General features: G+C 64.4%; 15 protein-coding genes and 4 pseudogenes. 13 read left to right on the top strand and 6 right to left on the bottom strand.

Annotation, left to right across the window (positions count from 1 at the left end):
• Window positions 1–377: 377 nt before the first annotated feature.
• The 3 genes from ACPPVR_RS31070 to ACPPVR_RS31060 all read right to left on the bottom strand — a co-directional run bounded on the left by ACPPVR_RS31070 (window position 378) and on the right by ACPPVR_RS31060 (window position 4,624).
• Window positions 378–1,337 carry a helix-turn-helix domain-containing protein gene (locus ACPPVR_RS31070; RefSeq protein ID WP_426610350.1) on the bottom strand — a complete coding sequence of 320 codons (960 nt, stop codon included), beginning with the start codon at window positions 1,335–1,337 and terminating at the stop codon, window positions 378–380.
• A 366-nt stretch (window positions 1,338–1,703) separates the two neighbouring features.
• Entirely contained in the window at window positions 1,704–3,212 is a 1,509-nt protein-coding gene (locus tag ACPPVR_RS31065) for a sensor histidine kinase (protein WP_426610349.1), read from the bottom strand.
• Between the two features lie 137 nt (window positions 3,213–3,349).
• The gene (locus ACPPVR_RS31060; RefSeq protein WP_426610348.1) at window positions 3,350–4,624 is read right to left on the bottom strand and encodes a serine hydrolase domain-containing protein; all 1,275 of its coding nucleotides are present in this window, start codon (window positions 4,622–4,624) and stop codon (window positions 3,350–3,352) included.
• A 173-nt stretch (window positions 4,625–4,797) separates the two neighbouring features.
• On the opposite strand from ACPPVR_RS31060, the gene ACPPVR_RS31055 reads away from it, so the two are divergent.
• The 13 genes and pseudogenes from ACPPVR_RS31055 to ACPPVR_RS30995 all read left to right on the top strand — a co-directional run bounded on the left by ACPPVR_RS31055 (window position 4,798) and on the right by ACPPVR_RS30995 (window position 21,477).
• Entirely contained in the window at window positions 4,798–5,715 is a 918-nt protein-coding gene (locus tag ACPPVR_RS31055; protein WP_426610347.1) for a dioxygenase, read from the top strand.
• A gap of 348 nt (window positions 5,716–6,063) precedes the next feature.
• A pseudogene (locus tag ACPPVR_RS31050) lies at window positions 6,064–7,376 on the top strand (CmpA/NrtA family ABC transporter substrate-binding protein).
• A gap of 63 nt (window positions 7,377–7,439) precedes the next feature.
• The gene (gene ntrB / locus ACPPVR_RS31045; protein WP_426610346.1) at window positions 7,440–8,336 is read left to right on the top strand and encodes a nitrate ABC transporter permease; all 897 of its coding nucleotides are present in this window, start codon (window positions 7,440–7,442) and stop codon (window positions 8,334–8,336) included.
• Window positions 8,337–8,349: 13 nt separating this feature from the next.
• On the top strand, window positions 8,350–9,144 hold the full coding sequence (locus tag ACPPVR_RS31040; RefSeq protein ID WP_426610345.1) for an ABC transporter ATP-binding protein: 795 nt from the start codon (window positions 8,350–8,352) through the stop codon (window positions 9,142–9,144).
• 339 nt (window positions 9,145–9,483) lie between these two features.
• Complete coding sequence (locus ACPPVR_RS31035) at window positions 9,484–10,875, top strand: MFS transporter (protein ID WP_426610344.1); 1,392 nt, start codon at window positions 9,484–9,486, stop codon at window positions 10,873–10,875.
• Between the two features lie 123 nt (window positions 10,876–10,998).
• On the top strand, window positions 10,999–11,427 hold the full coding sequence (locus ACPPVR_RS31030) for a globin family protein (protein ID WP_426610343.1): 429 nt from the start codon (window positions 10,999–11,001) through the stop codon (window positions 11,425–11,427).
• A 10-nt stretch (window positions 11,428–11,437) separates the two neighbouring features.
• Window positions 11,438–12,655 (top strand): NAD(P)/FAD-dependent oxidoreductase, encoded by a 1,218-nt coding sequence (locus tag ACPPVR_RS31025; RefSeq protein WP_426610342.1) that lies wholly within the window; start codon window positions 11,438–11,440, stop codon window positions 12,653–12,655.
• A 2-nt stretch (window positions 12,656–12,657) separates the two neighbouring features.
• Window positions 12,658–15,362: pseudogene (locus tag ACPPVR_RS31020) on the top strand (molybdopterin-dependent oxidoreductase).
• 154 nt (window positions 15,363–15,516) lie between these two features.
• Window positions 15,517–17,364: a heavy metal translocating P-type ATPase gene (locus ACPPVR_RS31015; protein ID WP_426610341.1), complete on the top strand. Its 1,848-nt coding sequence runs from the start codon at window positions 15,517–15,519 to the stop codon at window positions 17,362–17,364.
• An 89-nt stretch (window positions 17,365–17,453) separates the two neighbouring features.
• The gene (locus ACPPVR_RS31010) at window positions 17,454–18,350 is read left to right on the top strand and encodes an SMP-30/gluconolactonase/LRE family protein (protein ID WP_426616218.1); all 897 of its coding nucleotides are present in this window, start codon (window positions 17,454–17,456) and stop codon (window positions 18,348–18,350) included.
• An 18-nt stretch (window positions 18,351–18,368) separates the two neighbouring features.
• Entirely contained in the window at window positions 18,369–19,208 is an 840-nt protein-coding gene (locus tag ACPPVR_RS31005) for an aldo/keto reductase (protein WP_426610340.1), read from the top strand.
• 193 nt (window positions 19,209–19,401) lie between these two features.
• Window positions 19,402–20,337 (top strand): DMT family transporter, encoded by a 936-nt coding sequence (locus tag ACPPVR_RS31000; RefSeq protein WP_426616217.1) that lies wholly within the window; start codon window positions 19,402–19,404, stop codon window positions 20,335–20,337.
• Window positions 20,338–20,397: 60 nt separating this feature from the next.
• Window positions 20,398–21,477: a zinc-binding dehydrogenase gene (locus tag ACPPVR_RS30995; protein ID WP_426610339.1), complete on the top strand. Its 1,080-nt coding sequence runs from the start codon at window positions 20,398–20,400 to the stop codon at window positions 21,475–21,477.
• Here the strand turns inward: ACPPVR_RS30995 and ACPPVR_RS30990 are convergent.
• From ACPPVR_RS30990 to ACPPVR_RS30980, 3 genes and pseudogenes are all read right to left on the bottom strand, one after another.
• Window positions 21,455–22,897, bottom strand: a complete 1,443-nt coding sequence (locus ACPPVR_RS30990; RefSeq protein ID WP_426610338.1) for a TAXI family TRAP transporter solute-binding subunit — start codon at window positions 22,895–22,897, stop codon at window positions 21,455–21,457. The two genes, ACPPVR_RS30995 and ACPPVR_RS30990, sit on opposite strands and share 23 nt — an antisense overlap.
• Before the next feature lie 51 nt (window positions 22,898–22,948).
• Window positions 22,949–23,867: pseudogene (gene ppk2 / locus ACPPVR_RS30985) on the bottom strand (polyphosphate kinase 2).
• 99 nt (window positions 23,868–23,966) lie between these two features.
• Window positions 23,967–24,427, bottom strand: a pseudogene (locus ACPPVR_RS30980) (Lrp/AsnC family transcriptional regulator).
• Window positions 24,428–24,441: the final 14 nt, after the last annotated feature.

Below are 24,441 nucleotides of genomic sequence, written 5' to 3'. Positions count from 1 at the left end.
TGCAGCCCGGAAGTGACGACATCAGCGCAGGGCCTTCACATGCCGCGTGGCAGCTTCCCGGGCCCAATGGCCAGCTGCGCAGGGCCGCCGGCACGGCAGGTCTCCTGAGCCAGCTCTGATTGATCAGGATTGAAGCCGCGGGATTGGCGCTTAGCGCAGTTAGTGCCGGCGCTTCTTCGGCTGTTGGCGAGGTGAAACGCACGGTCAGTGAGAGTCCGTACATGAGCGCCGTCGCGACGGCTTTCCGTCGCGGTGCGATTGCGAGGTGTCTCCAGTCCATCGTCTGTCTCCGTCCGCGTGGTGCGATGCCGAGATGTTTAGCGAACCAGTTATTCGCCTGCCCCAGAGCGATTGCCGTACCCGTCGAGAGATTGCTGTTAACGCACGCGCCTGCGCCAATCGCTCGGCGTTTCACCCGTCAGCTTCTTGAATGCCGCGGCGAAGGCGGTCTGCGAGGAATAGCCAAGCGCCGCGGCGACCGAGACCACCGATTGGTCGCTCTCCCGCAGCATGTTCATGGCCTGCTCGAGCCGGTGTTGGCGCAGCCAGGCATGCGGCGAGAGCCCGGTGCTCTCCTTGAAGGACCGGCAGAAATGGAAGCGCGAGAGACCGGCGTCGGACGCAAGTGCCGAGAGCGAAACATCTGCATTGCTGTCCGAACGCAGGCGTTCGATCGCCCGGCGGAGGACCGCGGGCGAAAGGCCGCCGATGGTCGGCTGCAGGGTGGCCGGCATGCCCGAATGAGCAACCAGCAGGCGCGTGGCGAGAAGATCAGTCAGTTGCTGCCGAAACAGTGTATCCAGCGTGGCGCTGCCTTCGAGCGAGTCTGCGGCGCTCAGGAGCAGCCGGGACGTGATGGCGTCGGGATGCCCGGTTCTTTCCAGGAGGTCGCCGGGGCTCGCCGTATTGGCATCATTGGCGATACGCAGAAGCGTCCTCTGCGGAAGATAGAGCTGAACGACATGGACGGGACGGTGAATATCCCATCGCGACGTCGAGCCGGCTGGAATGATCGTCACGACGCCGGGACGCGCCGTTCCAATTGCGGCCAGTTTTCCGGTGCGCCGCTCCAGTGACTGCGAGCCGGCCGGATAAGTCATGATGACGTGATCGGCCATGGGTTCGACGATGTCGTGGAGCGGCTCGTGCTTCCAATAGGCGATGGCGCCGCTTTGTGAATCCGACGCAATCCGTAGCGGCTTCGTCTTGAGTACGCGCGCCATCTCCGCATCGGCGGCGCGCGGCTCGGACTTCGATCCATCGTTTGGCCGTGTGCCAGGGGTGGGCGGCAAGCCCTTGTGCGAGGGATGGCACATGAGTGCGGTGCTCCCGATCATTGCGTGGCTTCTCCTGATCGCCTCAAGCTTCGGATCAGGCCTGCATTTGTGCGGCTCGATCCGCGTTCTATGCGCGATCGAAGGCGCAGCGTCTTTCCTCAAGCAGCCACGCTTTGTCCGATCCTGCTCCAAGCAGGCGCGCGTTTTCGCAAATGAACGATCGGTAGCGCTGATTTGTCGATGTCTTGAACGGGGATCGCGCCGAGAAGCGCCGAGAAACGTTGAAATTGCCGATGAAAACGGTTTGAGACAATAGGTGCGACAGGCCGTCACACCACTATCGCTCTAGCGACCAGTCCGGACTGTTGCTTGACGATGTCAACGTCACCTTCCGGGGGCAAAGCGAGAGCTTTCCTCTCAGTCCGTTCACCTCTCCTCGTCCAGCGCGCAACTGACCGTGCAGACGACGCCGCGCGGCAGGAAGTCGACAGTTGCCTCGCCGCCGAGCTGGTCGCGCGCACTGCGCTCGATCAGGCGTGAGCCGAAACCACGTTGCACAGGCACCGTCACCGGCGGGCCGCCGATCTCGCTCCAGATCAGCCGCAGCCGCGGCTTCGGCGTGTCCGCGATGACCTCCCATTCGAGCACCACCCGGCCGGTCTCGTTGGACAGCGCGCCGTATTTCGCGGCGTTGGTGGCGATCTCATGCACGATCATCGACAGCACCACGGCCAGCCGCGGCGACAGCGGCACCGCAGGGCCGGTCATGCGGATGCGTTCAGGACCGGAGAGCAGAAAGGGCTGGAGCACGCGTGTCACCACGTCCTTCAGCTCCGAGCCCTGCCACTTCTCCTGGCCGAGGAGATTATGCGCTTCGGCCAGCGCGCCGAGACGGCCCTCGAATTTCGCCCGCTCGTCGCGGCTTGCGCCGCGGAAGGTCTGCACCGCGATCGCCTGCATCAGCGCCAGCGTGTTCTTGACGCGGTGGTTGAGCTCCTCGATCAAGAGATTGTGCAGCATCTCGCCGCGCGCGATCGCGGTCGCCATTCTGACGGCAAAGGTCAGGCCGATCAGCAGCAGCACGCCGCCGATCAGGCTGGTGATCGCGATGTTGCGCCAGAGCGGTGCGATCAACGAGCTTTCCGGGACGCCGGCAGCGACGGTCCACCCCGTGAGCCGCGATCGCGTATAGGCGGAGGCGAGCGGAACGCCATCGAGCGAGATCGACGAGAGCGCCGCCTCAGGCGCGCGGAACATTTCCTCGTAGAGCGACGGCGTAGCGCGCTTGCCGAAGGTTTCGCTGGGGTTCGGTACGCGCGCGAACACGGTGCCCTTGGTGTCGAGCAGGGATACCGTCCATTGCTGATCGGGCCTCTGCTTCTCCACCAGGTCCTGAAAGATGCTGATCGGCGGGCTGAAGCAGAGGTCGTAGATCACCTCGCCGTCGCGAAACACCGGAACTTCGACGGTGAGAACCTGTCGCTGATTGAGCGCGCCGGTGAACAGGTCGGAATATTGCGGCGCCTTGGCCGCAAACATCTTCTCGACGATCTCGAGATTGATGCGCGGCGGCAGGTTAGCTGTGTCTTCCGTCGCAGACGAAAACAGGATCCGGCCCTTGCGGTCGGAGATCAGTACCAGGCCGCCCTTGCCATACTGGTCGAGAAAGCCAAGCGCAATGCGGCGGAAATTCGGGAAGTCGTCGTTTCGGAGCGAATTCGTCAGCGCGAGGACCTGCAAGCTGCCGGTCATCCGCTGCACCTCGGAATCCAGCACCAGGCGCATGCTGCGCACGTTCTCCAGCACGCGGCGAGTTGCGTCGCTGCGGTCCTGCTTGTAATTGTAGAAGGCGATGCTGACCGCGAACACGATCATGGGCAGCGTCGTCCCCGCGACCAGGAGAGCGAGCCGGACCGGCAGAGTTAACTTTGGCAAACGCGGGTATCCTGGTTCCAGCGCGACGGCGCCGGACCGGCGAAGCATAAAGCAGCGCCGGTATTCCGCCACTGCGCTTTTCGGACGGCTTGCGCGCCGGCATCTGCGCGGCGCGCAAGGTGCAGTGCAAAAGAGGCTTACAGATTGCTCTCGGTGATCGCGGCGTAGACCATGCTGCGCAGCTCGCGCCGGAGCGGATAGGCGCTCGACGGCAGCACCTGCGTCATGAAGATCGTGATCAGTTCCTCGGCGGGATCGATCCAGAACGAGGTCGTGGCCGCGCCACCCCAATTGTATTCGCCGGGGCTGCCGGCGACCAGCCTCTCGGCCGGGCGCATGGTCACGGCGAAACCGAGACCGAAGCCGATGCCATTATAGCTCGCTTCCGAGAACAGCGAGCGCGACACTTCCGGCAGCGCCTGCCCGCCGGGAATGTGGTTGCTCGTCATCAGCGCGAGCGTCTTCGGTCCGATCAGCCTGACGCCGCCGAGCTCGCCGCCATTGAGCAGTGCGCGGCAGAAGGTGAGATAGTCCGCCATTGTCGAGCACAGCCCGCCGCCACCGGAAATGAAGGAGGGCGGGTTGAGGAACGAACTCTTGGTCGGATCGTCCTGGAGCGTCAGGCCCTCGCGGCGCTGGCCGGCATGGAACGTGAAGCCACCACTGGGATCGGCGTTGTAGCAGGCGGCGAAACGGTGCGCCTTGGAGGTTGGCACGTGGAAGTCGGTGTCGGTCATGCCGAGCGGATCGAGGATACGTGTTTTGAGGAACTGCTCGAACGGCATGCCGGAAATCTTGCCGACGAGGTAGCCGATCACGTCGGTCGCGACCGAATAGTTCCAGGACTCGCCCGGCGAGAACTCCAGCGGGATTTTTGCAAGGCTCTCGATCATGGTCTGGAGCGTGCCGGATTTCTCGACCTCGCCGATCTTCTCGGTGCGATAGGCGGCGTCGACATTGGAGCGCTGCTGGAAGCCGTAAGTCAGCCCGGAGGTGTGGCGCAAGAGGTCGACGATCAGCATCGGCCGGGTCGGCGGCCGGGTCAGGAAGGCCGGGGCGTTGCCGGCGACGAAGACGCCGAGATCCTTCCATTCCGGGATGTATTTGGCGACGGGCTCGTCGATCGCGACCAGGCCTTGCTCGACCAGCATCATGAAGGCGACGCTGGTGAGTGGCTTGGTCATGGAGTAGATGCGATAGATGGTGTCATCCTTGACCGGCGCCTTGCGCTCGACATCGGCAAAGCCCTGCACCGAGCTGTGGGCGATCTTGCCGCGGCGATAGACCAGCAGATGCGTGCCCGGGAAGCGGCCGGCATCGATGTACCGGGTCTTCAGGTGAGCATCGACGCGGTCGAGCGCGGCCTTGGACAGGCCGACGGATTCGGGCGAGGCGGGGGTAGGGGCGAGCATCAGTTCCTCAGGGCAGTTTCTCAGGAAGGTGATAGCCGAAATGACAGCCATATTCCAAGCGAGTCGCGCTTAACGCGCGCAGGCGTACTGGTGTAGGCTCTAGCCTGGAACGCCTCCAGGAAGCCCCAAGGACCTCGAATGGGGCCAACGAGAAAAACGCAAGGCAGCGCATCATGACCCAGTTCAACGAGACCGAACTCACCGAAGCCGTCGTCAAGAGCTTCGACAACGCACCAAACCCGCGTGCAAAATTCCTGCTCCAGGAATTGGTGAAGTCGCTGCACGATTACGTGAGCAAGACCGGTCTCACCTTCGAGGAATGGGAATACACCATCGATTTCCTGACCCGCACCGGCCAGAAATGCACCGACACGCGCCAGGAGTTCATCCTGCTCTCCGATGTGCTCGGCGTCTCCATGCTGGTCGACGCCGTCAACCATCGCGATCGCGACGGTGCCACCCAGACCACGGTGCTGGGCCCGTTCTATGTCGGCGAGCACAAGGTCACGGCCCACGGCACCGACATCTCGCCGAACAATCTCACCGGCGAGCGGATGTTCGTGCAGAGCCGCGTCACCGATCTCCAGGGCAAGCCGCTCACAGGCGTTCCCGTCGACGTCTGGCATGCCGACGATGACGGCTTCTACGATTCACAGAAAACGAACTATGACGAGGTCGGCGCTTCGGCGCGGGCGCGCTTTATCACGGACAACGACGGCCGCTTCTTCTTCCGCACCATTTTGCCGTGCAGCTACCCGATCCCGACCGACGGGCCGGTTGGAGAGATGATCGTGCAGACCAAGCGGCATCCGATGCGGCCTGCGCATGTGCACTTCCTGGTCAATGCGAAGGGTTATGAGCCGCTGATCACCCACGTCTTCATGGCCGGCGACAAATATCTCGATTCCGACGTGGTGTTCGGGGTCAAGGACGACCTCATCGCCAAGGTCGAGCCGCGCAACGATCCGACGATGCCCGACGGCAGCAAGGCCAGCGGGCAGTGGCACCTGATGAGCTACGAATTCCACCTCAAGCCGGGCGGCGGCATGGCACCGAAGCCGCTGGGGACGAAGGCGGCGGAGCCGGCCTAGCATGATGTGAATCCGGTCTGCCTAGTTTATGTGCGGCGCACAAAATCTAGGCGGATCGCAGATCTGGCGTGTGCGCCGGGCGCTGCGACAATCCGGCGCGCGCATTATAAGTAATTGATATAAATATATTTTATGCGTCATTTTGCTTGGCATGAAGCTTGAATCATTCAAGCTGACGCCATTGAAGCCGTCCCGCGAGACTTCTCATCCGAACTGCTGACGCCACCAGACGGGGGTTCCCTCCGTCGCGCGTTCGCATGCGCCTTTTTCAGGCGTCACCGGACGGACGGGCTGCTCGCACGCACTGACGCCATCAATTCTGCAACGACGCAAAGGACGACACCAATCATGACCAAGCGCATCCGCCGGCCCTCGGGCCTCAGCCGCCGTCAATTGTTGAAGGCCGCCGGCAGCACCGCCGCCCTCTCGCCGCCGCCAAGCTCAATTTCCCAGCCGGCGCCTTCGCGCAGGACGCAGGCCCAGAGGTCAAGGGCGCCAAGTTCGGCTTCATTGCGCTCAGCGATGCCGGTCCGCTGTTCGTTGCCAAGGACAAGGGGCTGTTCGCGAAGTATGGCATGCCCGACGTCGACGTGCAGAAGCAGGCCTCGTGGGGCACGACCCGCGACAACCTCGTGCTCGGTTCCGAAGGCAACGGCATCGACGGCGCGCACATCCTCACCCCGATGCCGTATCTGATCTCGGCCGGCAAGGTGACGCAGAACAGCCAGCCGACGCCGATGTACATCCTGGCGCGGCTCAATCTCGACGCACAGTGCATCTCGGTCGCCAAGGAATATGCCGATCTCAAGATCGGTGCTGATGCGTCGCCGCTCAAGGCGGTGTTCGAGAAGAAGAAGGCCGAGGGTAAGTCGGCGAAGGTCGCGATGACCTTCCCGGGCGGCACGCATGATCTCTGGGTCCGCTACTGGCTCGCCGCCGGCGGCATCGATCCGGACAAGGACGTCGAGACCATCACCGTGCCGCCACCGCAGATGGTGGCCAACATGAAGGTTGGCACCATGGACGCCTTCTGCGTCGGCGAGCCCTGGCCCGGGCAGCTCGTGCATCAGGCCATCGGCTACACCGCCGTCAACACCGGCGAGATCTGGAGCAAGCATCCGGAAAAATCGCTCGGCATGCGCGCGGCCTGGGTGGACAAGAATCCAAAGGCGGCCAAGGCGATCATCATGGCGGTGATGGAAGCCCAGCAATGGGCCGACAAGATGGAGAACAAGGACGAGCTCGCCACCATCATGGGCAAGCGCCAGTGGATCAACTGCCCGGTCGAGGACATCGCCGACCGCGCCAAGGGCAAGTTCGACTACGGCAACGCCGGCAAGGTCGTGGAGAACTCGCCGCACATCATGAAGTACTGGCGCGACTTCGCGTCCTATCCGTTCCAGAGCCACGATCTCTGGTTCATGACCGAGGACATCCGCTGGGGCAAATACGAGCCCGGCTTCGACAGCAAGGCGCTGATCGCCAAGGTCAACCGCGAGGACATGTGGCGCGATGCGGCCAAGACGCTCGGCGTCGCGGCGGCGGAGATCCCGGCCTCGACCTCGCGCGGCAAGGAGACCTTCTTCGACGGCAAAGTGTTCGATCCCGAAAATCCGGCCGCCTATCTGAAGTCGCTCGCGATCAAGCGCGTCGAAGTCTGATGGGAGCCTGCGGCCGCCCCAGGGCGGCCGCATCGTTGCTTGCGAAGCCGGAGAGAGATTGCGATGAACATGCCTGCCACGAAGATGGATGTTGAGACCGCGACGCCTGCGGGGGCTGCCGCGCCGGTCGTCGCGATGACACCGAAGCGCCCGCCGCGAGCTGAGGCTTACGCGCGGATGGCGCGGGAGACCGCGGTGCGCGTCATCCCGCCGCTCGTCGTGGTCGCGCTGCTGGCGCTGGTGTGGGAGCTCGTCTGTCGCCGCGCCGGCTCGGCGCTGCCGCCGCCGTCAAAGGTGTTCAAGGACACCAAGGAATTGATCTTCGATCCGTTCTTCGACCATGGCGGCATCGACAAGGGTCTGTTCTGGCATCTCTCCGCAAGTCTCCAGCGCGTCGCGCTCGGCTACTCGCTCTCGGCGATCGCCGGCATCGCGCTCGGCGTGCTGGTCGGTCAATCCGTCTGGGCGATGCGCGGGCTGGATCCGCTATTCCAGGTCTTGCGCACCATCCCGCCGCTCGCCTGGCTGCCGCTGTCGCTCGCGGCGTTCCGCGACGGCCAGCCGTCGGCGATCTTCGTCATCTTCATCACCTCGATCTGGCCGATCATCATCAACACCGCGGTCGGCATCCGCAACATCCCGCAGGACTACCGCAACGTCGCCGCAGTGGTGCAGCTCAATCCGCTCGAGTTCTTCGCCAAGATCATGATCCCGGCGGCGGCGCCCTACATCTTCACGGGCTTGCGCATCGGCATCGGCCTGTCCTGGCTGGCCATCATCGCGGCGGAAATGCTGATCGGCGGCGTCGGCATCGGCTTCTTCATCTGGGACGCCTGGAACTCCTCGCATATCAGCGAAATCATCCTGGCGCTGTTCTATGTCGGCATCGTCGGCTTCGTCCTCGATCGCCTGATCGCGGGCCTCGGCAAGATCGTCACTCGCGGCACCGCGCCGAACTGAGGGGAGAGAGCACATGAACGCCTATCTGAAGCTCGACCATATCGACAAGATCTTTACCCGTGGCAATGCCACGACCGAGGTGCTGAAGGACATCAACCTGACGATCGAGAAGGGGCAATACGTCTCGATCATCGGCCATTCCGGCTGCGGCAAGTCGACCCTGCTCAACATCGTCGCTGGGCTGACCGGCGCCACCACCGGCGGCGTGCTGCTGGAGAACCGCGAGGTCAACTCGCCGGGGCCCGACCGCGCCGTGGTGTTCCAGAACCACAGCCTTTTGCCGTGGCTCACGGTTTACGAGAACGTCAGGCTCGGCGTTGACAAGGTTTTTGCCAGGACCAAGTCCCGCGCCGAGCGTGACGCCTGGGTCATGCACAATCTCAACCTGGTGCAGATGGCGCATGCCAGGGACAAGCGTCCCTCGGAAATCTCCGGCGGCATGAAGCAGCGCGTCGGCATCGCGCGTGCGCTGGCGATGGAGCCGAAGGTGCTGCTGCTCGACGAGCCCTTCGGCGCGCTCGATGCTTTGACCCGCGCCCATCTCCAGGACTCTGTGATGGCGCTGCATCAGAAGCTCGGCAATACCATTTTGATGATCACCCATGATGTCGACGAGGCCGTGCTGTTGTCCGATCGCATCGTGATGATGACGAACGGGCCGTCCGCGCGCATCGGCGAGGTGCTGGAGGTCCCGCTCGTGCGTCCGCGCAAGCGGCTCGAGCTCGCCACCAACACGACTTATTTGAAGTGCCGGCAGCGCGTGCTCGAATTCCTCTACGAGCGTCATCGCTTCGTCGAAGCCGCGTAAAACGCGTGGCTAACGCGCGATGGGTTGCGCCTAATTTGAAGCCATCAAGCTCAATCCTTGTGCGCCGCACAAGGATTGAGCGAATCGCAAAATTTGCGTGCGAAATGACCCTGCAAATATTTCGGTCAATTCGAATAAGTCCCTGAATTCCCTATATTTCTCGACTGCGCGCAATTGGCACGGAATTTGAAATGCTAATTCGCGACGCCAACGACGACGTCCCTCAACATCATCAATCAGCATCGTGAACTCGCCACCGGGGCTTGGCCTCGGAGCGTGCCTCCGTGGCCGGAGGCAGACCCTGCAACGACGCAGCGGTGAGCCTAGAAGGGATATTCAATGACGAAGGATCCGTCTCTAAATCAGACTTGGATTTCTGACCGGCGCCCCGAAGACGAGGCGTTCTGGAATGCGGGCGGTAAGACCATCGCTCGGCGTAACCTGATCTGGTCGATCGTTGCCGAGCATATCGGCTTCTCGGTGTGGCTGATCTGGAGCATTGTCACCACCAAGCTGCCGCAGGCGGGCTTCCATTACACGACCGACGAGCTGTTCCAGCTCGTGGCCGTGCCGGGGCTCATCGGCGCGTTGATGCGCTTCCCCTATACGTTTGCGGTCACGACCTTCGGCGGCCGCAACTGGACCATCTTCAGCGCGGCGATCCTGTTCATTCCGACGCTGTCGCTCGCCTATTTCGTCGGCCAGCCCGATACGCCGTTCTGGCTGATGCTGCTGATCGCCTCGACCGCGGGTCTCGGCGGCGGCAATTTTGCCTCCAGCATGACCAACATCTCGTTCTTCTTCCCGGACCGGATGAAGGGATGGGCGCTCGGTCTGAACGCTGCCGGCGGTAATATCGGGGTCTCCAGCGTGCAGCTCCTGACGCCGATCCTGATGACGCTCGGAATCATCAACCTGTTCCAGGCAAACCCCGTCGGCGGTGTGTTCCTGCAAAACGCCGGCCTGATGTGGGTGCTGCCGATCGCGATCGCGGTGTTCGGTGCGGTGTTCTTCATGAACAACCTCACAACGGCCAAGTCGTCGATCAAGAACCAGCTCGCGGTGGTCAAGCGCAAGCACACCTGGATCATGGCGTATCTCTATATCGGCACGTTCGGATCCTTCATCGGCTACTCGGCGGCGTTTCCGCTGCTGATCAAGACGCAGTTTCCGACGGTGACGATCGCGATCGCGTTCCTCGGGCCACTGGTCGGCTCGCTGTCGCGTCCGCTCGGCGGCTTGCTCGCCGACAAGATCGGCGGCTCCATCCTCACCTTCTGGAATTTCATGGCGATGGCGGCGGCGACGGTCGGGGTGCTCTACTTCGTCGGGCAGAAGGATTTCATCGGCTTCCTGTCGATGTTCCTGATCCTGTTTGTCACGACGGGCATCGGCAACGGCTCGACCTACCGCATGATCCCCTCGATCTTCCGCGAGCAGAACCTGTTCAAGGTGCGCGGCAAGGGCGACGCGGCGCGCGCGGTCGCGCTGAAGACGGCGAGCATCGAGAGTGGTGCGGCGGTCGGCTTCATCGGCGCGGTCGGTGCCGTCGGCGGTTATCTGATCCCGACCGGTTTCGGCAAGTCGATCGCCATGACCGGCGGGCCGCAGCTCGCGCTCGCGATCTATCTCGGCTTCTACGCCTCCTGCCTCGCGCTGACCTGGTGGTTCTACCTGCGTCGTAGCCCGCAGGGTGAAGGCGCGCCAAGCCTCGCTGAAGCACGGGTGTGACAACTTGGTATGAAACTCGCTTCTCCCCGTACGCGGGGAGAGGTCTCTCTGATGACGTTTGACCCATGAACCTTGTTCGCAACGGCGCGCACCAAGGCAAACCGAAACAGGCAGGAGAACAACATGACACCCGAACAGATCACCCTCGTCCAGCAGAGCTTTTCCAAGGTCGCGCCGATTTCAGAAGCAGCCTCCGTGTTGTTCTATGATCGCCTGTTCGAGGTGGCGCCGTCCGTGCGCGCGATGTTTCCGGAAGACATGACCGAGCAGCGCAAGAAGCTGATGGGCATGCTCGCCGCCGTCGTCGGCGGCCTGTCGAACCTGGACTCGATTCTTCCCGCGGCCTCCGCGCTTGCCAAGCGTCACGTCGGCTATGGCGCCAAGGCCGAGCACTACCCCGTGGTCGGCGCGACCTTGCTGTGGACCCTGGAGAAGGGCCTCGGCGAGGCCTGGACGCCCGAACTGGCTACCGCCTGGACCGACGCCTACGGCGTGCTGTCCGGCTTCATGATTTCCGAGGCCTACGGCGCACAGTCGCAGGCCGCTGAATAGGAGATGCCTTGTGAGTGAACCGCTCGTCATCGTCGGTAACGGTATGGCCGCCGCGCGTCTGGTGGACGAGCTCGCCAAGACCGCGCTCGGCCGCTACGCGGTTGCTGTGATCGGCGAAGAGCCGCGGCTCGCTTACAATCGCGTGCTGCTCTCCTCCGTGCTTGCGGGGGAGACCGGCTCGCACGAGATCGAGCTGCGGCCCGCCGACTGGTGGCGCCATCGCGGCGTCACGGTGCGCTACGGCTATCGCGTCACCGAGATCGACACCGGCCGCCGCGAGCTCAAGATCGCTGGCGAAGAGAGCATGGAATATTCCAAGCTCGTGCTCGCGACCGGCTCGACGCCGCTGCGGCTCAACGTGCCGGGCGCCGATCTGGCCGGTGTGCACACCTTTCGCGACACCCGCGATGTCGACCTGTTGCTGACGCTCGCAGCCGGCAAAAAGCGCGTCGTCGTCGTCGGCGGCGGCCTGCTCGGGTTAGAGGCGGCCTACGGTCTCGCCAAGGCCGGCGCGCCGGTGACGCTGCTGCATCTGATGGACCGGCTGATGGAGCGCCAGCTCGATCTGCCCGCCTCCGACCTGCTCAAGACGCTGGTCGAGCGCAAGGGCATCCGCATCCTGCTCAATGCCAGCACCAAGTGCATTCATGGCGACGGTCACGTCGAAGCCGTCGAGCTTGCCGACGGCAGCCGCATCGAGGCCGACGCCGTGATCTTCGCCGCCGGTATCAGGCCCAACATTGCGCTGGCCAAGGAGGCAGGCATCGCGGTCAACCGCGGCGTCGTCGTCAACGACGTGATGCAGACCGCTTCGTCCGACATTTTTGCGGTCGGCGAATGCGCCGAGCATCGCGGCACCTGTTATGGCCTGGTCGAGCCGGCCTACGAGCAGGCGCGCGTGCTGGCGCGACATCTGGGTGGCCGGCCCGCCGCCTACCACGGCAGCGTGGTCTCGACCAATCTGAAAGTGTCCGGCGTCAGCGTGTTCTCCGCCGGCGACTTCGTGGGCGGGGAGGGCAGCGAAAGCCTCGTGCTCACCGACCGCAGGCGTGGGAGTTACAAGAAGCTTGTGATCGCCGATGGATGCCTCACCGGCGCGGAGCTGATCGGCGATACCGCCGATGCGCTCTGGTATCTCGAGCTGATCCGCACCCGCGAGAAGATCACCGCGTTCCGCACCGACATGATGTTCGGCCGCGCGCTCGCACTCCCGCCAAAGGCGGCTTGACGATGACGGCGATTGACCCAAACCTCCGCGCCACCAAGACGACTTGCCCCTATTGCGGCGTCGGCTGCGGCGTGCTGGCAACGCCCGACGGCCAGGGTGGCGCCGCGATCGCCGGCGATCCCGATCATCCCGCCAATTTCGGCCGGCTGTGCTCCAAGGGCTCCGCGCTCGGTGAGACTGTCGGGCTCGAGAGCCGGCTGCTCTATCCGATGATCCGCTGCAAGGGCGTGCTCGAGCGCGTGGCCTGGAGCGATGCGCTCGATCACGTCGCCCATCGCATGCAGCACATCGTCGCGCGCGACGGTGCCGACGCGGTCGCGTTCTATCTTTCCGGCCAGTTGCTGACCGAGGACTATTACGTCGCCAACAAGCTCATGAAGGGCTTCGTCGGCACTGCCAATGTCGACACCAATTCGCGGCTCTGCATGTCGTCCTCGGTCGCCGGCCACCGCCGCGCCTTCGGTGCCGACACCGTGCCCGGTTGCTACGAGGATCTCGACCAGGCCGATCTTCTGGTCTTCGTCGGCTCGAATGCGGCCTGGAGCCACCCTGTGCTGTTCCAGCGCATGGTGAAGAACCGGCAGGAGCGCGGCGCGCGCATGATCGTGATCGATCCGCGCCGCACCGACACCGCGAGCGACGTCGAATTGTTCCTCGGCCTCAAGCCCGGCACCGACACCGCGTTGTTCTCGGGCCTGTTCGTCCATCTCGTCGACAGCGGTGCACTGGACCAGAATTACATCGCCAGCAACACTTCGGGCTTCGATGACGCGCTGGCCCGCGCGCGTAACATCGCCGGCAGCATCACCGCGACCGCGCTTGCGACCGGGCTGACCGAGCAGGACGTTGCGAGCTTCTTCAAGATGTTCCGCGAGACCGAGCGGGTCGTCACGCTGTATTCGCAAGGCGTCAACCAGTCGGCGCAGGGCACCGACAAGGTCAATGCGATCCTGAACTGCCATCTCGCCACGGGGCGCATCGGCAAGCCGGGTGCTTCGCCGTTCTCGCTCACCGGCCAGCCCAACGCGATGGGAGGTCGCGAGGTCGGCGGCCTTGCCAATCAGCTCGCCGCGCATATGAACTTCACGCCGCCCGACATCGACCGCGTGCGGCGGTTCTGGAAGGCGCCGCGCATTGCCACCCATGAAGGGTTGAAGGCGGTGCAGTTGTTCGAGGCGATCAACCGCGGCGAGGTCAAGGCGTTGTGGGTGATGGGCACCAACCCGGCGGTGTCGCTACCCGATGCTGACTTCGTGCGCGAGGCTCTCAAGAAGCTCGAGCTGTTCGTGGTCTCGGAGAACGTGCTGTCCAACGACACCGTCGATGCCGGCCCGCATGTGCTGCTGCCTGCGCTCGCCTGGGGCGAGAAGTCGGGCACGGTAACCAATTCCGAACGCCGCATCTCGCGCCAGCGCTCGTTCCTGCCGGCGCCGGGCGAGGCGCGGCCGGACTGGTGGATCCTCAGCGAGACCGCCAAGCGCCTCGGCTTCGGCGACAGTTTCAATTACAAATCCGCCGCCGACATTTTCCGCGAGCATGCCGCGCTCTCGGCCTTCGAGAACAATGGCAGCCGCGATTTCGACATCGGCGCGCTGACGTCGCTGTCCGACGAAGCCTTCGATACCTTGAAGCCGGTGCTGTGGCCGGCACGCGAAGGCGAGGCGCCCCGCGAACGCTTTTTGCGGAAGGCGGCTTCTTCACCAATGACGGCAAGGGCCGCTTCGTCGCGCCGGAGGTGCCGGCGCTGCGCGGCGAGACCGGCCCGTCACGGCCATTGCGGCTCAACACCGGACGCATCCGCGACCAGTGGCACACCATGACGCGCACGGGCCTGAGCAAGCGCCTCGGTGCGCATCTGCCTGAGCCTTTCGTCGAGATCCATCCTGACGACGCCAACAAATACAGCATCGCTCATGATGGTTTCGCCCGCATCACCACCGATTACGGCCAGTGCATCCTGAAGGTCGTCGTCAGCGATCGGCAGCAGCGCGGGATGCTGTTTGCGCCGATCCACTGGAGCGAGATGAACGCTTCGCACGGCCGGGTCGGTGCGCTGGCCGCGCCGTTCACCGATCCGTTCTCGGGCCAGCCGGAATCGAAGGCGACGCCGGCTGCGATCGCGCCATATGAATACGTCTTCCGCGGCTTTGCGCTGTCGCGCAAGCAGCTCGATCTGCCGCCGAATTTGTTGTGGACCCGCGCGACCGTCGCCGGCGGCTTCGGCTATCTCTTCGCCGACAATGCCGATCTGGCGCGCTGGCCGGCCTGGCTCGATGGAGTCGCGGGCGAAGATGTCGCCGAGTACCGCGATTTCGGCGGGGGCGTTTATCGCGCGGCCTCGTTCGCGGGCGATCGCATCGAGACATGCCTGTTCGTCGGCCCAGCGCATGATGCCGGCGACTGGGAGGTGGTGAAGAGCGTGTTCGCCGCCGATCGCGTCACCGACGATCAGCGCCGCATGCTGCTGTCCGGCAAGTCCAGCGAAGGCGCCGCCGCGACCGGGCCGATCGTCTGCGCCTGCTTCGGCGTCGGCCGCGGCACCATCTGCGACACCATCGCCGCCGGCGCGCGCACGGCGGCCGAGATCGGCGCAAAGCTCAAGGCCGGCACCAATTGCGGCTCTTGCATCCCCGAGCTGAAGCGCCTGATCGCGACGAACGAGGTGGTGCCGGCGAAGCAAGCGAAGCTTGCAGGCGCCGCGGGCTAAAGCATGATCCGGTCCCCGGTCATCGTCCGGCTTCGCGGGGCATGGCAGCGTCTTGCGGGTCACCAGGTCGAATGGCTGATGGCTTGATCCAGGTCATCACGGTGCCGGGCCGCCTTGCGATACTGTCTGTCGAGCAACCCGCCCGGGATCGGCCGTGTCCGCGCCTCAGTCCGACGTCCCCATTCGTCCGTTCCTGATCGGCTTTCCGGCCGCCGGTCTCGCGCTGGGGTTTGTCCTGCGTGCCACCGCCTGGAACCAATGGAGCGATCTGGTCTGGGCGGTCGCGACGTTGCCGGCGTTGCTGGCGCTGCTGGTGGAAATCGTACGCCGGCTGCGGCGCGGCGAGTTCGGTCTCGACATCGTCGCTGCGCTTTCGATGACGTCGGCGCTCGCGGTCGGCGAAGAGCTGGCCGCCGTCGTCGTCGCACTGATGTATTCCGGCGGACAATATCTCGAAGACTTCGCCGAAGGCCACGCGCGGCGCGAGATGACTGCGCTGCTGTCTCGCGCACCGCGCACCGCGATGCGTCATCGCGATGGTCAGTTTGAGGAGATCGGCGTCGACCTGATCGTGTCGGGCGACCGGCTCTTGATCCGCCAGGGTGAGATCGTGCCGGCCGACGGCACACTTGCAAGCCCGCTCGCCGTGCTCGACCAGTCGGCGCTGACGGGTGAGTCGCTGCCGGTGCAGCGCACCGCCGGCGAGGCCTTGATGAGCGGTGCGACCAATGCGGGCGAAGCCTTCGATTTCATTGCGGCGCGTCCGGCTGCACTGAGTACTTATGCCGGCATTGTCCGTCTCGTCGAGGCTGCGCAGCGCTCGAAAGCACCGATGGTGCGGCTCGCCGATCGCTATGCCCTGTTTTTCCTGGTCGCGACGCTTGTCATTGCCGGCGGCGCGTGGGCCTGGACGCGCGACCCGGTCCGCATGGTCGCGGTGCTGGTGGTGGCGACCCCGTGTCCGCTGATTCTCGCTGTACCCGTCGCCATCGTCGCCGGCCTGTCGCGTGCCGCGCGTCACGGCATCCTCGTCAAGGGCGGCAAGGCGCTGGAGGCCATGGCGCGCATCCGCTCGCTGGTGGTAGACAAAACCGGGACGCTGACCGACGGCGAGGCACGGGTGGTCGCGATCCGAGCCGCCGAAGGATTTGCCGACGACGAGGTGATCCGCATCGCGGCTTCGCTCGACCAGGCGTCAAAGCACGTCATCGCCCGGGCTTTGGTCGCCGAGGCCCAGCGGCGGCACCTCGCGTTGACGGTGCCGGCCGAGATGGTCGAGACACCGGGCGAGGGCATCCGGGGAACGGTGCAAGGTCGTCGCGCGGCGGTCGGCGGCATCAGCTATGTGCGCGCGCAACTGACGCAAACGGGGCGTGGCCTCGAGCACGTACAAGCCCAAGACTCTCCGGGCGCCGTGGTGGTGTGGCTTGCGGTCGACGGACAGCTCGCCGGCCACATCGTGCTCGCCGACGAGCTTCGCGCCGGCATCGCGGCGCTGCTGGCAAGGCTTCGGGCGCTCGACATCGAGCGCATCGTGCTGGCGACCGGCGACCGCCGCGACGTAGCCGATGCCGTCGCAGCCGGCCTCGGGCTCGATGCGGTGCGCGCCGAGCTGACGCCGGACCAGAAGGTCATGGTCGTGCTCTCCGAGCGCAAGGCCGGCTTGGTGATGATGGTCGGTGACGGCGTCAACGACGCGCCTGCGCTGGCTGCGGCCGATGTCGGTGTCGCCATGGGCGCGAAAGGTGCCGCCGCGTCGGCGGAGGCAGCCGACGCCGTGTTGCTCGTCGACAGCCTTGATCGCATCGTGCCGGCGATCGAGATCGCGCGCCGCGCACGCTTCATCGCGCTCGAAAGCGTCTTCGCCGGGATCGGCCTGTCCACTCTCGGCATGATTGCTGCGGCGTTCGGCTATCTCACGCCGGTCGAAGGTGCGTTGTTGCAGGAGGCGATCGACGTCGCGGTGATCCTGAATGCGCTCAGGGTGCTACGCGGCGGGTAGGCCCCGGCCAATCGACGCGGCTGTCGTTGTGTTCTATGCTGCTACGCAGTCTATCAGCCCAACGATCCTCGCAACCAAGAACAACCATGATGTACCTGGAAACGCCGCCGCGCCTGATCGAAACCAAAATCTTCTCCGCCATGCCCGACAAATTCCGCCGCAAGGGCGTGCGGACCGATTGGGCCGATGCCAACCGGCCGGGTGTGCCGACCGACAGCTTCATCGAAGGGCCGTCCTTCGACAAGGACGGCCATCTCTACATTGTCGACATTCCTTTCGGCCGCATCTTCCGCATCGCGCCGGATGGCGAATGGTCGCTCGTGATCGAGTACGAGGGCTGGCCGAACGGCTTGAAGATCGCCGCCGACGGTCGCATCCTGGTTGCCGACTACATGCATGGGATCATGGAGCTCGATGCCAGGGCCGGCCGGATCAAGCCGGTGCTGACTGCGCGTAATTCGGAATCGTTCCGCGGCTGCAACGATCTGCATCTTGCCTCCAACGGCGACATCTATTTCACCGATCAAGGCCAGACCGGCCTGCACGATCCGAGCGGCCGGGTCTATCGTCTGACGCGGAGTGGCCGGCTCGATTGCCTGATCGATACCGGCATCAGTCCGAACGGGCTGGTGCTCGACCCAACCGAATCCGTGCTGTTCGTCGCGATGACGCGTGACAATGCAGTGTGGCGGCTGCCGTTCATGCAGGACGGCAGCGTCTCGAAGGTCGGTCGCTTCTGCGCGCTGTTCGGCACCAGCGGTCCCGATGGCATGACCATGGACGCGAAGGGGCGCCTTTTCGTCGGCCATGCGTCGCTCGGCCATGTCTTCGTGTTCGCGCCGAACGGCGAATTGATCGCGCGGATCAAGTCGTGCGCGGGGCCGAACTGCACCAATGTCGCCATCGGTGGCGCGAAGAAAGATCGGCTCTATATCACGGAGTCTGCAACAGGCAGCGTGCTGGTTGCTGACATCAGCGGGCTGTAGAGCATCTGAAGGAACAACATGAACAAAAAACCCTTCGCCAAAACCGGCGCCAATGTCTCCGTCATCGGGCAGGGCACCTGGTATCTCGACCATGGCGACCGCAAGCGCGCGATCGCGGCGCTTCAGCGCGGGCTCGATCTCGGCATGACCCATATCGACACAGCCGAGATGTATGGCGACGCTGAGCTCGTCATTGCGGACGCGATCGCCAGCCGGCGCGATGAAGTGTTTCTCGTCTCAAAGGTACTGCCGAGCAACGCCTCGCGCCGCGGCACCATCACGGCCTGCGAGCGCTCGCTGAAGCGGCTGAAGACCGATCGTCTCGATTGCTATCTGCTGCATTGGCGCGGCTCCTATCCGCTCGAGGATACAGTCGCCGCGTTCGAGGACTTGGTGAAGGCCGGCAAGATCAAATCCTGGGGCGTCTCCAATTTCGACGCCGACGATCTCGACGAAATTCTCGACGTCTCTGGTGAAGGCAAGATCGCCTGCAATCAGGTGCTTTATCATCTCAAGGAGCGCGCGATCGAGCATGCGGTGATCCCCTGGTGCGAGACGCGCGGCGTCGCTGTCGTCGCCTATTCGCCGTTCGGTCACGATGATTTTCCTGCAAGCAGCAGCAAGGGCGGCGCCGTGCTTGCGCGCATCGCAGAGGCGCGTCGCGCGACGCCGCGTCAGGTCGCGCTGAGCTTCCTCACCCGTGCGACTACGGTGTTTGCGATCCCGAAGGCGTCGTCCGCCGAACATGCTGGCGAAAATGCGGCAGCCGGCGATCTCGTGCTGACGAAGGACGAGATTTCGGCGCTGGATGCGGCGTTTCCGCGCGGTCCGAAGCCGCGCGGCCTGCCTATGCTGTAGTGCACAAACGCCTATTATTAATGGAATATTGACGCGCGCGGCGATCGGCGCATATCGGCATCCTGTTTTCGGAAGTTGTGAAAGCGGCGCATTTGTCGTTTTTTACGAGCGTCCCCGAATCGTAATTTCCCAGGTTCCAGCCGTGACCCCGCCGCCCGCCGTAGCCGCAAGGCTCGACAGTATTTCCGTGCCTATGCCCGAGAAGAAGCATGTCGGCCGCCGCGCGCCTGCGCGCGTCGATCATCCCTTCAAAGGTATCGCGCTGGTGCTGTTGTCGACGGTGTTTCTCGGCTGCTCCGACGTCACCGCGAAATATCTGTCGACAAGCCTGCCCTCGATCGAGATCACCTGGATCCGCTTCGTCACCTTCGCGCTGATGTTCATGCCAGTGATGGTGCCGGCCTCGCCGTTTTATGCGATGCGGACCGAGCGCCTCGGTTTGCAACTGATGCGCGGCGCCGCGCTGCTCGGCTCGTCGCTGTTCTTCATCACGGGCCTGAGCTTCCTGCCGATAGCGGAAGCCTCCGCGACCGGCTTCGTCTCGCCGCTGTTCGTCACTGCGCTGTCGATCATCTTCCTCAGCGAGAAGGTCGGCATGCGCCGCTGGATCGCGACCGCGATCGGCCTGATCGGCGTGATGATCATCCTGCGGCCGGGCTCGAGCGCGTTTCACGTCGCCGCGTTCTTCCCGATCATCTCGGCGTTCTGCTGGGCTGCTGCACTGATCCTGACCCGCATGATCAGCGGGCGGGAAGCCGTCGTCACCACGATGGCCTATTCCGCGCTCACCGGTGTTGCGATCCTCAGCGTCATGGTGCCGTTCGTCTGGGTGACGCCGAGCTGGACCGCGATCGGACTTGGCATCGTGATCGGCGTTGCCTCCACCGTCGGCCAGTGGATCGTCGTGCTGGCCTATCGGTACGGCGATGCCTCGGTGCTGGCGCCGTTCTCCTACACGCAACTGCTCTGGGTCAGCATTTTGGGTTTCTTCATCTTCGGCGAGTTGCCGGATCTGTGGACCATCGTCGGCGCGGCATTCATCGTCGCCAGCGGGCTCTACATCGCCCATCGCGAGCGGATCCGCCGTGCCCAGCTTCTGGTGCAGGCCGAGCGTTCCCCGAACCCCTGACGCAATATTTCGCGTCCCGCTTCGTGCTATCTACGGTTCCAACAATAGGGGAGGAGCCGGATGCGCGCTGCGATTTTCAGGAATGGTGAGATTGTCGTCGACCGGATGGCAGAACCGACGCCGGGCCCCGGCCAGGTGCTGGTCAAGACGCTCGCCTGCGGCATCTGCGGCTCCGACCTGCACGCGCGCCAGCATGCGCCACGGATGGTGGAAATGTCGCGGAAGGTCGGCCGCAAGCCGATGGACCTCACCCGCGACGTCGTGTTCGGCCATGAGTTCTGCTGCGAGATCGTCGACTATGGTCCGGGCACGACGCGCAAGCTCAAGCCCGGCGCCCGCGTCTGCTCGCTGCCAGCACTGCTGACAGCCCAGGGTATCGAGGGCATCGGCTATTCCAACGAGAATGTCGGCGGCTATGCGGAAGCGATGCTGCTCAGCGAGCCCTTGCTGCTCGAAGTGCCGAACGGTCTTGCGCCCGAACATGCCGCGCTGACCGAGCCGCTCGCCGTCGGCGTTCACGCCGTGGCGAAGGCCAATATCCGTGGCGGCGAGGTGCCGCTCGTGATCGGCTGCGGGCCGGTCGGGCTCGCCGTGATCGCCGCGCTGAAGATCAGGGGCCTGCATCCGATCGTCGCCGCCGACTATTCGCCGGCACGCCGCGCGCTCGCGGCAAAGCTCGGCGCTGACATCGTTGTTGATCCCAAGGAGTCGCAGCCCTATGCGACCTGGGCCGAGCATGCGCAGATGTCGGAGGCGGAGAAGGCGGCGCGACCGCCGCTCCAGGCCATGCTGCCGGCGCTGAAGCCCGCGATCATCTTCGAATGCGTTGGCGTGCCCGGCCTGTTGCAGCAGGTGTTCGAGGGCGCGCCGCGCGATGCCAAAGTCGTCGTGGTCGGCGTCTGCATGGAGACCGACAAGAGCGAACCCATGCTCGGCATCATGAAGGAGCTCAATGTCCAGTATGTGCTCGGCTACACGCCGGATGAGTTCGCAGCGTCGCTGCGCCTGATCGCGGAAGGGCAGGTGGATGCCGCCGCGATGGTGACCGCCGAGGTCGGCATCGATGGTGTAGCGAAGGCGTTCGCCGACCTCGCCAATCCCGAGGCGCACACCAAGATCATCGTGCAGCCGTGGAGATAGGGACCTGTTGAAGGACGGCGCCGCCCGGCTTCGCAGGCTTCTCGGTGTCGTCCGTTCGGGCGATCACGGCCCGGCGGTCGATGATCGCCTGATGGAACTGCGCCAGCACGAGGCCGAAGGCGGCGAGGTCGCCGTCCTCGATGGCGCCGTCCTCGTGACAGGCAAGCGTCTCGCGCAAGATGTCGTCGGCCGCGCTCTGCATCGAAGCGAGATCGTCCACCGAATTCGCCTCGCGCACGCTGGTGATCGCCGTAAGCAGGCGGTCGCGATGCTGTGCGTTCTGGCTGCGCTCCTCGCGCCGCAGATAATGCCGCAACCACGCGGCGACCGAACCGATGCCGGACAGCAGCAGCACCGCGCCCCAGATGTAGTCGCTGTACTTGTCCATGAAGCTGCGCTCATTGCCGTCGATAAAGGCGGCAGCACCGGGATGGGCCGGCAGCGCGGCGTCCTTGTCGGTGTCGGGCTTCTGGATGTGGCTCGCGCCAGGCAGATCCTTTGCAAGCGATGGCCGGATCGCGAACAGCTCGCGGGTGAAAGCTGCGACCGCGTCTTCTGACAGCGAGCTCGGCGCCACGATCAGATGATTGACCGCTATTGTTTCGATCTTGTCGTCGGGACGCTGCGGCGTGGCGGCAAATGCGCCGGCCGGGATCTCTTCGGATTTATAGAGTGGATGCCGCTCGGCAATGGCCTCGGAGACGTCGACGGAGAGGAATTTCGGATCGCCGCGCAGGCGCGTGGTCGCGGCAATCGTCTCCGCGATGACCTTGTCGTCGAGTGCGCCCACCATCATGAAGGCGTCGAGCGTGCCGTCCTGGGTCATCTCGGCAATGCGGTCGGTGCCGAACTGGCTGGTCATCACCTTTTGTGGATTGACGCCGGACTCACCCAGGATGACGCGTAGCAAATTGAGATTGCCATCGCCGAGACCGACGATGCCAATGCGGCGTCCGCTGAGTGCTGCGATCTCAGTGACCTTCGACTTGGGCGTACCCTTGCGTCCCGTCGGCGCCCACAGCACCACAAAATTCCGGCGCAGGATCGCGACCGAATTGGTGTCGGGCGGCATAGTGAGATCGCCGCGCGCGACCGCAAGATCGGTCTTGCCAGCCCCGAGCAGATTGAGGCTTTGCAGCGTGCCGTCGCTCTCGACCGGCACGAGCCGCACCGATCCGCCCTTGGCATCGACCGTCTTGCCATCGAACGCCTTGGCGATGGCCGCCACGAGCGTCTGGTCGTCGCTACCGGCCGGCCCGACGGCGATGCGCAGCGTCGCCGGCTGCCAGACCCAATAGGCCAGCGCCAGCCCGACCGTCAGCACCGAGAGCAGGCTAGCCAGCGCAAGCCACGGGCCGAAACGGTAGCGGCGGCGAGACGCGGTGTCCCTGGTCACGCTTAGATCGCTCGGCACGGGCATCTCGCTGTCCTCATCGGCAAGCTTGCCCGCGGGATGACACGGCGGGCGCCGTCAGTATTTCGAAGGCACGTACATCTCCGGCGGGATCGGGCCGCGGTGATAGTCGGGATTGCGGACGCGTGGCGGCAGCACCACAGGCGCGCGCGCGACCTCCTGGTACGGCATCTGGCTCAGAAGATGCGCGATGCAGTTGAGCCGCGCGCGCTTCTTGTCCACGGCGTCGACGATCCACCATGGCGAGTCCGGCAGATGCGTATGCTCCAGCATCGTCTCCTTGGCCTTGGTGTACGCCTCCCAGCGGCTGCGCGCCTCGACGTCCATCGGGCTCAGCTTCCACTGCTTCAGGGGATCCTTGATGCGCATGGTGAAGCGGAACTGTTGCTCGTCGTCGGTGATGGAGAACCAGTATTTGATCAAGATGGTTCCCGAGCGGATCAGCATCCGCTCGAACTCCGGCACCGACTGGAAGAACTCCTGGTACTGCTCGTCGGTGCAGAAGCCCATCACGCGCTCGACGCCGGCGCGATTGTACCAGCTGCGGTCGAACAATACCATCTCGCCGCCTGCGGGGAGATGCGCCACGTAACGCTGGAAGTACCATTGCGTGCGCTCGCGCTCGTTCGGCGCCGGAAGGGCCGCGACGCGGAGATTCGGGGATTGAGCCGCTGGGTGATGCGCTTGATGACGCCGCCCTTGCCGGCGAGTTGCGGCCCTCGAACAGCACGACGACCTTCTTCCGCTCGCTCTGCACCCAGTCCTGGAGCTTGACCAGCTCGCCCTGGAGCCGCAGCAATTCCCTGAAATAGAGACTGCGATCGACCGTCGGGTTCAGAACGTCGGTCTCGTCCAGCAGCTCGTCGAGCCGGGTGTCGTCGAGCTCCATCTCCAGCTCCTCGTCAAGATCGTCGGCCAGCTCCTGGATGATGCGCTCGCGCTTGGCTGTCTGGGATGTGCGGTCGGCTGCGGTCATGGGTCCTTCTCGCGGGCTCGGGTGCCTGTCGTCCACGACCATCGGCGGGGTTTGTTGCGCCCATGTGACACCGGCTCCAAAATGGCCCGGGCGAGGCCGTCACACCGGCAGCGCGATCGAATATTTGACCTGGCCAGCGCAAAGCTCCACTCGATCGAGGCGATGCCGTCGAGCCGGGTCAGCTTGGTCTTCAGGAAGGTCTCGTAGGAGGCGAGGTCGGCCGCCACGACGCGCAAGAGATAGTCGCGGTTGCCGGTCATCAGATAGCATTCCAGCACCTCGTCCCATTTCGAGATCGCGCGCGCAAAGCGGTTGAGATCCTCCTCCTTCTGCCGCGCCAGCTTGATCGAAATGAACACGCTGACATGCAGCCCCAGCGCCTTCTGGTCGACGGTCGCGATGTAGCGCGAGATGACACCGCGCTCCTCGAGCAGCTTGACCCGGCGATGGCAGGGCGAGACCGAGAGCCCGACCTTGTCGGCGAGCTCCTGCATGGTCAGGCGGCTATCGTTCTGGAGAGAGCTGAGGATTTTTCGGTCGATGGCATCGAGCTCGGGCATTGGGATAAAACCTG

This window comes from Bradyrhizobium sp. McL0616 (assembly GCF_049993385.1).
In the GTDB taxonomy this organism is placed as follows: domain Bacteria; phylum Pseudomonadota; class Alphaproteobacteria; order Rhizobiales; family Xanthobacteraceae; genus Bradyrhizobium.
The sequence above is the reverse complement of the archived record's forward strand: the minus strand, read 5'-3'. Positions and strand labels throughout refer to the sequence as shown.

What these genes read in the sequence shown, in the direction of transcription:
- ACPPVR_RS31070 (WP_426610350.1), bottom strand. Translation starts at nt 1,337, where the DNA reads ATGATCGGGAGCACCGCACTCATGTGCCATCCCTCGCACAAGGGCTTG.
- ACPPVR_RS31005 (WP_426610340.1), top strand. Translation starts at nt 18,369, where the DNA reads ATGAACAAAAAACCCTTCGCCAAAACCGGCGCCAATGTCTCCGTCATC.
- ACPPVR_RS31000 (WP_426616217.1), top strand. Translation starts at nt 19,402, where the DNA reads ATGCCCGAGAAGAAGCATGTCGGCCGCCGCGCGCCTGCGCGCGTCGAT.
- ACPPVR_RS31060 (WP_426610348.1), bottom strand. Translation starts at nt 4,624, where the DNA reads ATGCTCGCCCCTACCCCCGCCTCGCCCGAATCCGTCGGCCTGTCCAAG.
- ACPPVR_RS31030 (WP_426610343.1), top strand. Translation starts at nt 10,999, where the DNA reads ATGACACCCGAACAGATCACCCTCGTCCAGCAGAGCTTTTCCAAGGTC.
- ACPPVR_RS30995 (WP_426610339.1), top strand. Translation starts at nt 20,398, where the DNA reads ATGCGCGCTGCGATTTTCAGGAATGGTGAGATTGTCGTCGACCGGATG.
- ntrB (WP_426610346.1), top strand. Translation starts at nt 7,440, where the DNA reads ATGAACATGCCTGCCACGAAGATGGATGTTGAGACCGCGACGCCTGCG.
- ACPPVR_RS31010 (WP_426616218.1), top strand. Translation starts at nt 17,454, where the DNA reads ATGTACCTGGAAACGCCGCCGCGCCTGATCGAAACCAAAATCTTCTCC.
- ACPPVR_RS31055 (WP_426610347.1), top strand. Translation starts at nt 4,798, where the DNA reads ATGACCCAGTTCAACGAGACCGAACTCACCGAAGCCGTCGTCAAGAGC.
- ACPPVR_RS31035 (WP_426610344.1), top strand. Translation starts at nt 9,484, where the DNA reads ATGACGAAGGATCCGTCTCTAAATCAGACTTGGATTTCTGACCGGCGC.
- ACPPVR_RS31040 (WP_426610345.1), top strand. Translation starts at nt 8,350, where the DNA reads ATGAACGCCTATCTGAAGCTCGACCATATCGACAAGATCTTTACCCGT.
- ACPPVR_RS30990 (WP_426610338.1), bottom strand. Translation starts at nt 22,897, where the DNA reads ATGCCCGTGCCGAGCGATCTAAGCGTGACCAGGGACACCGCGTCTCGC.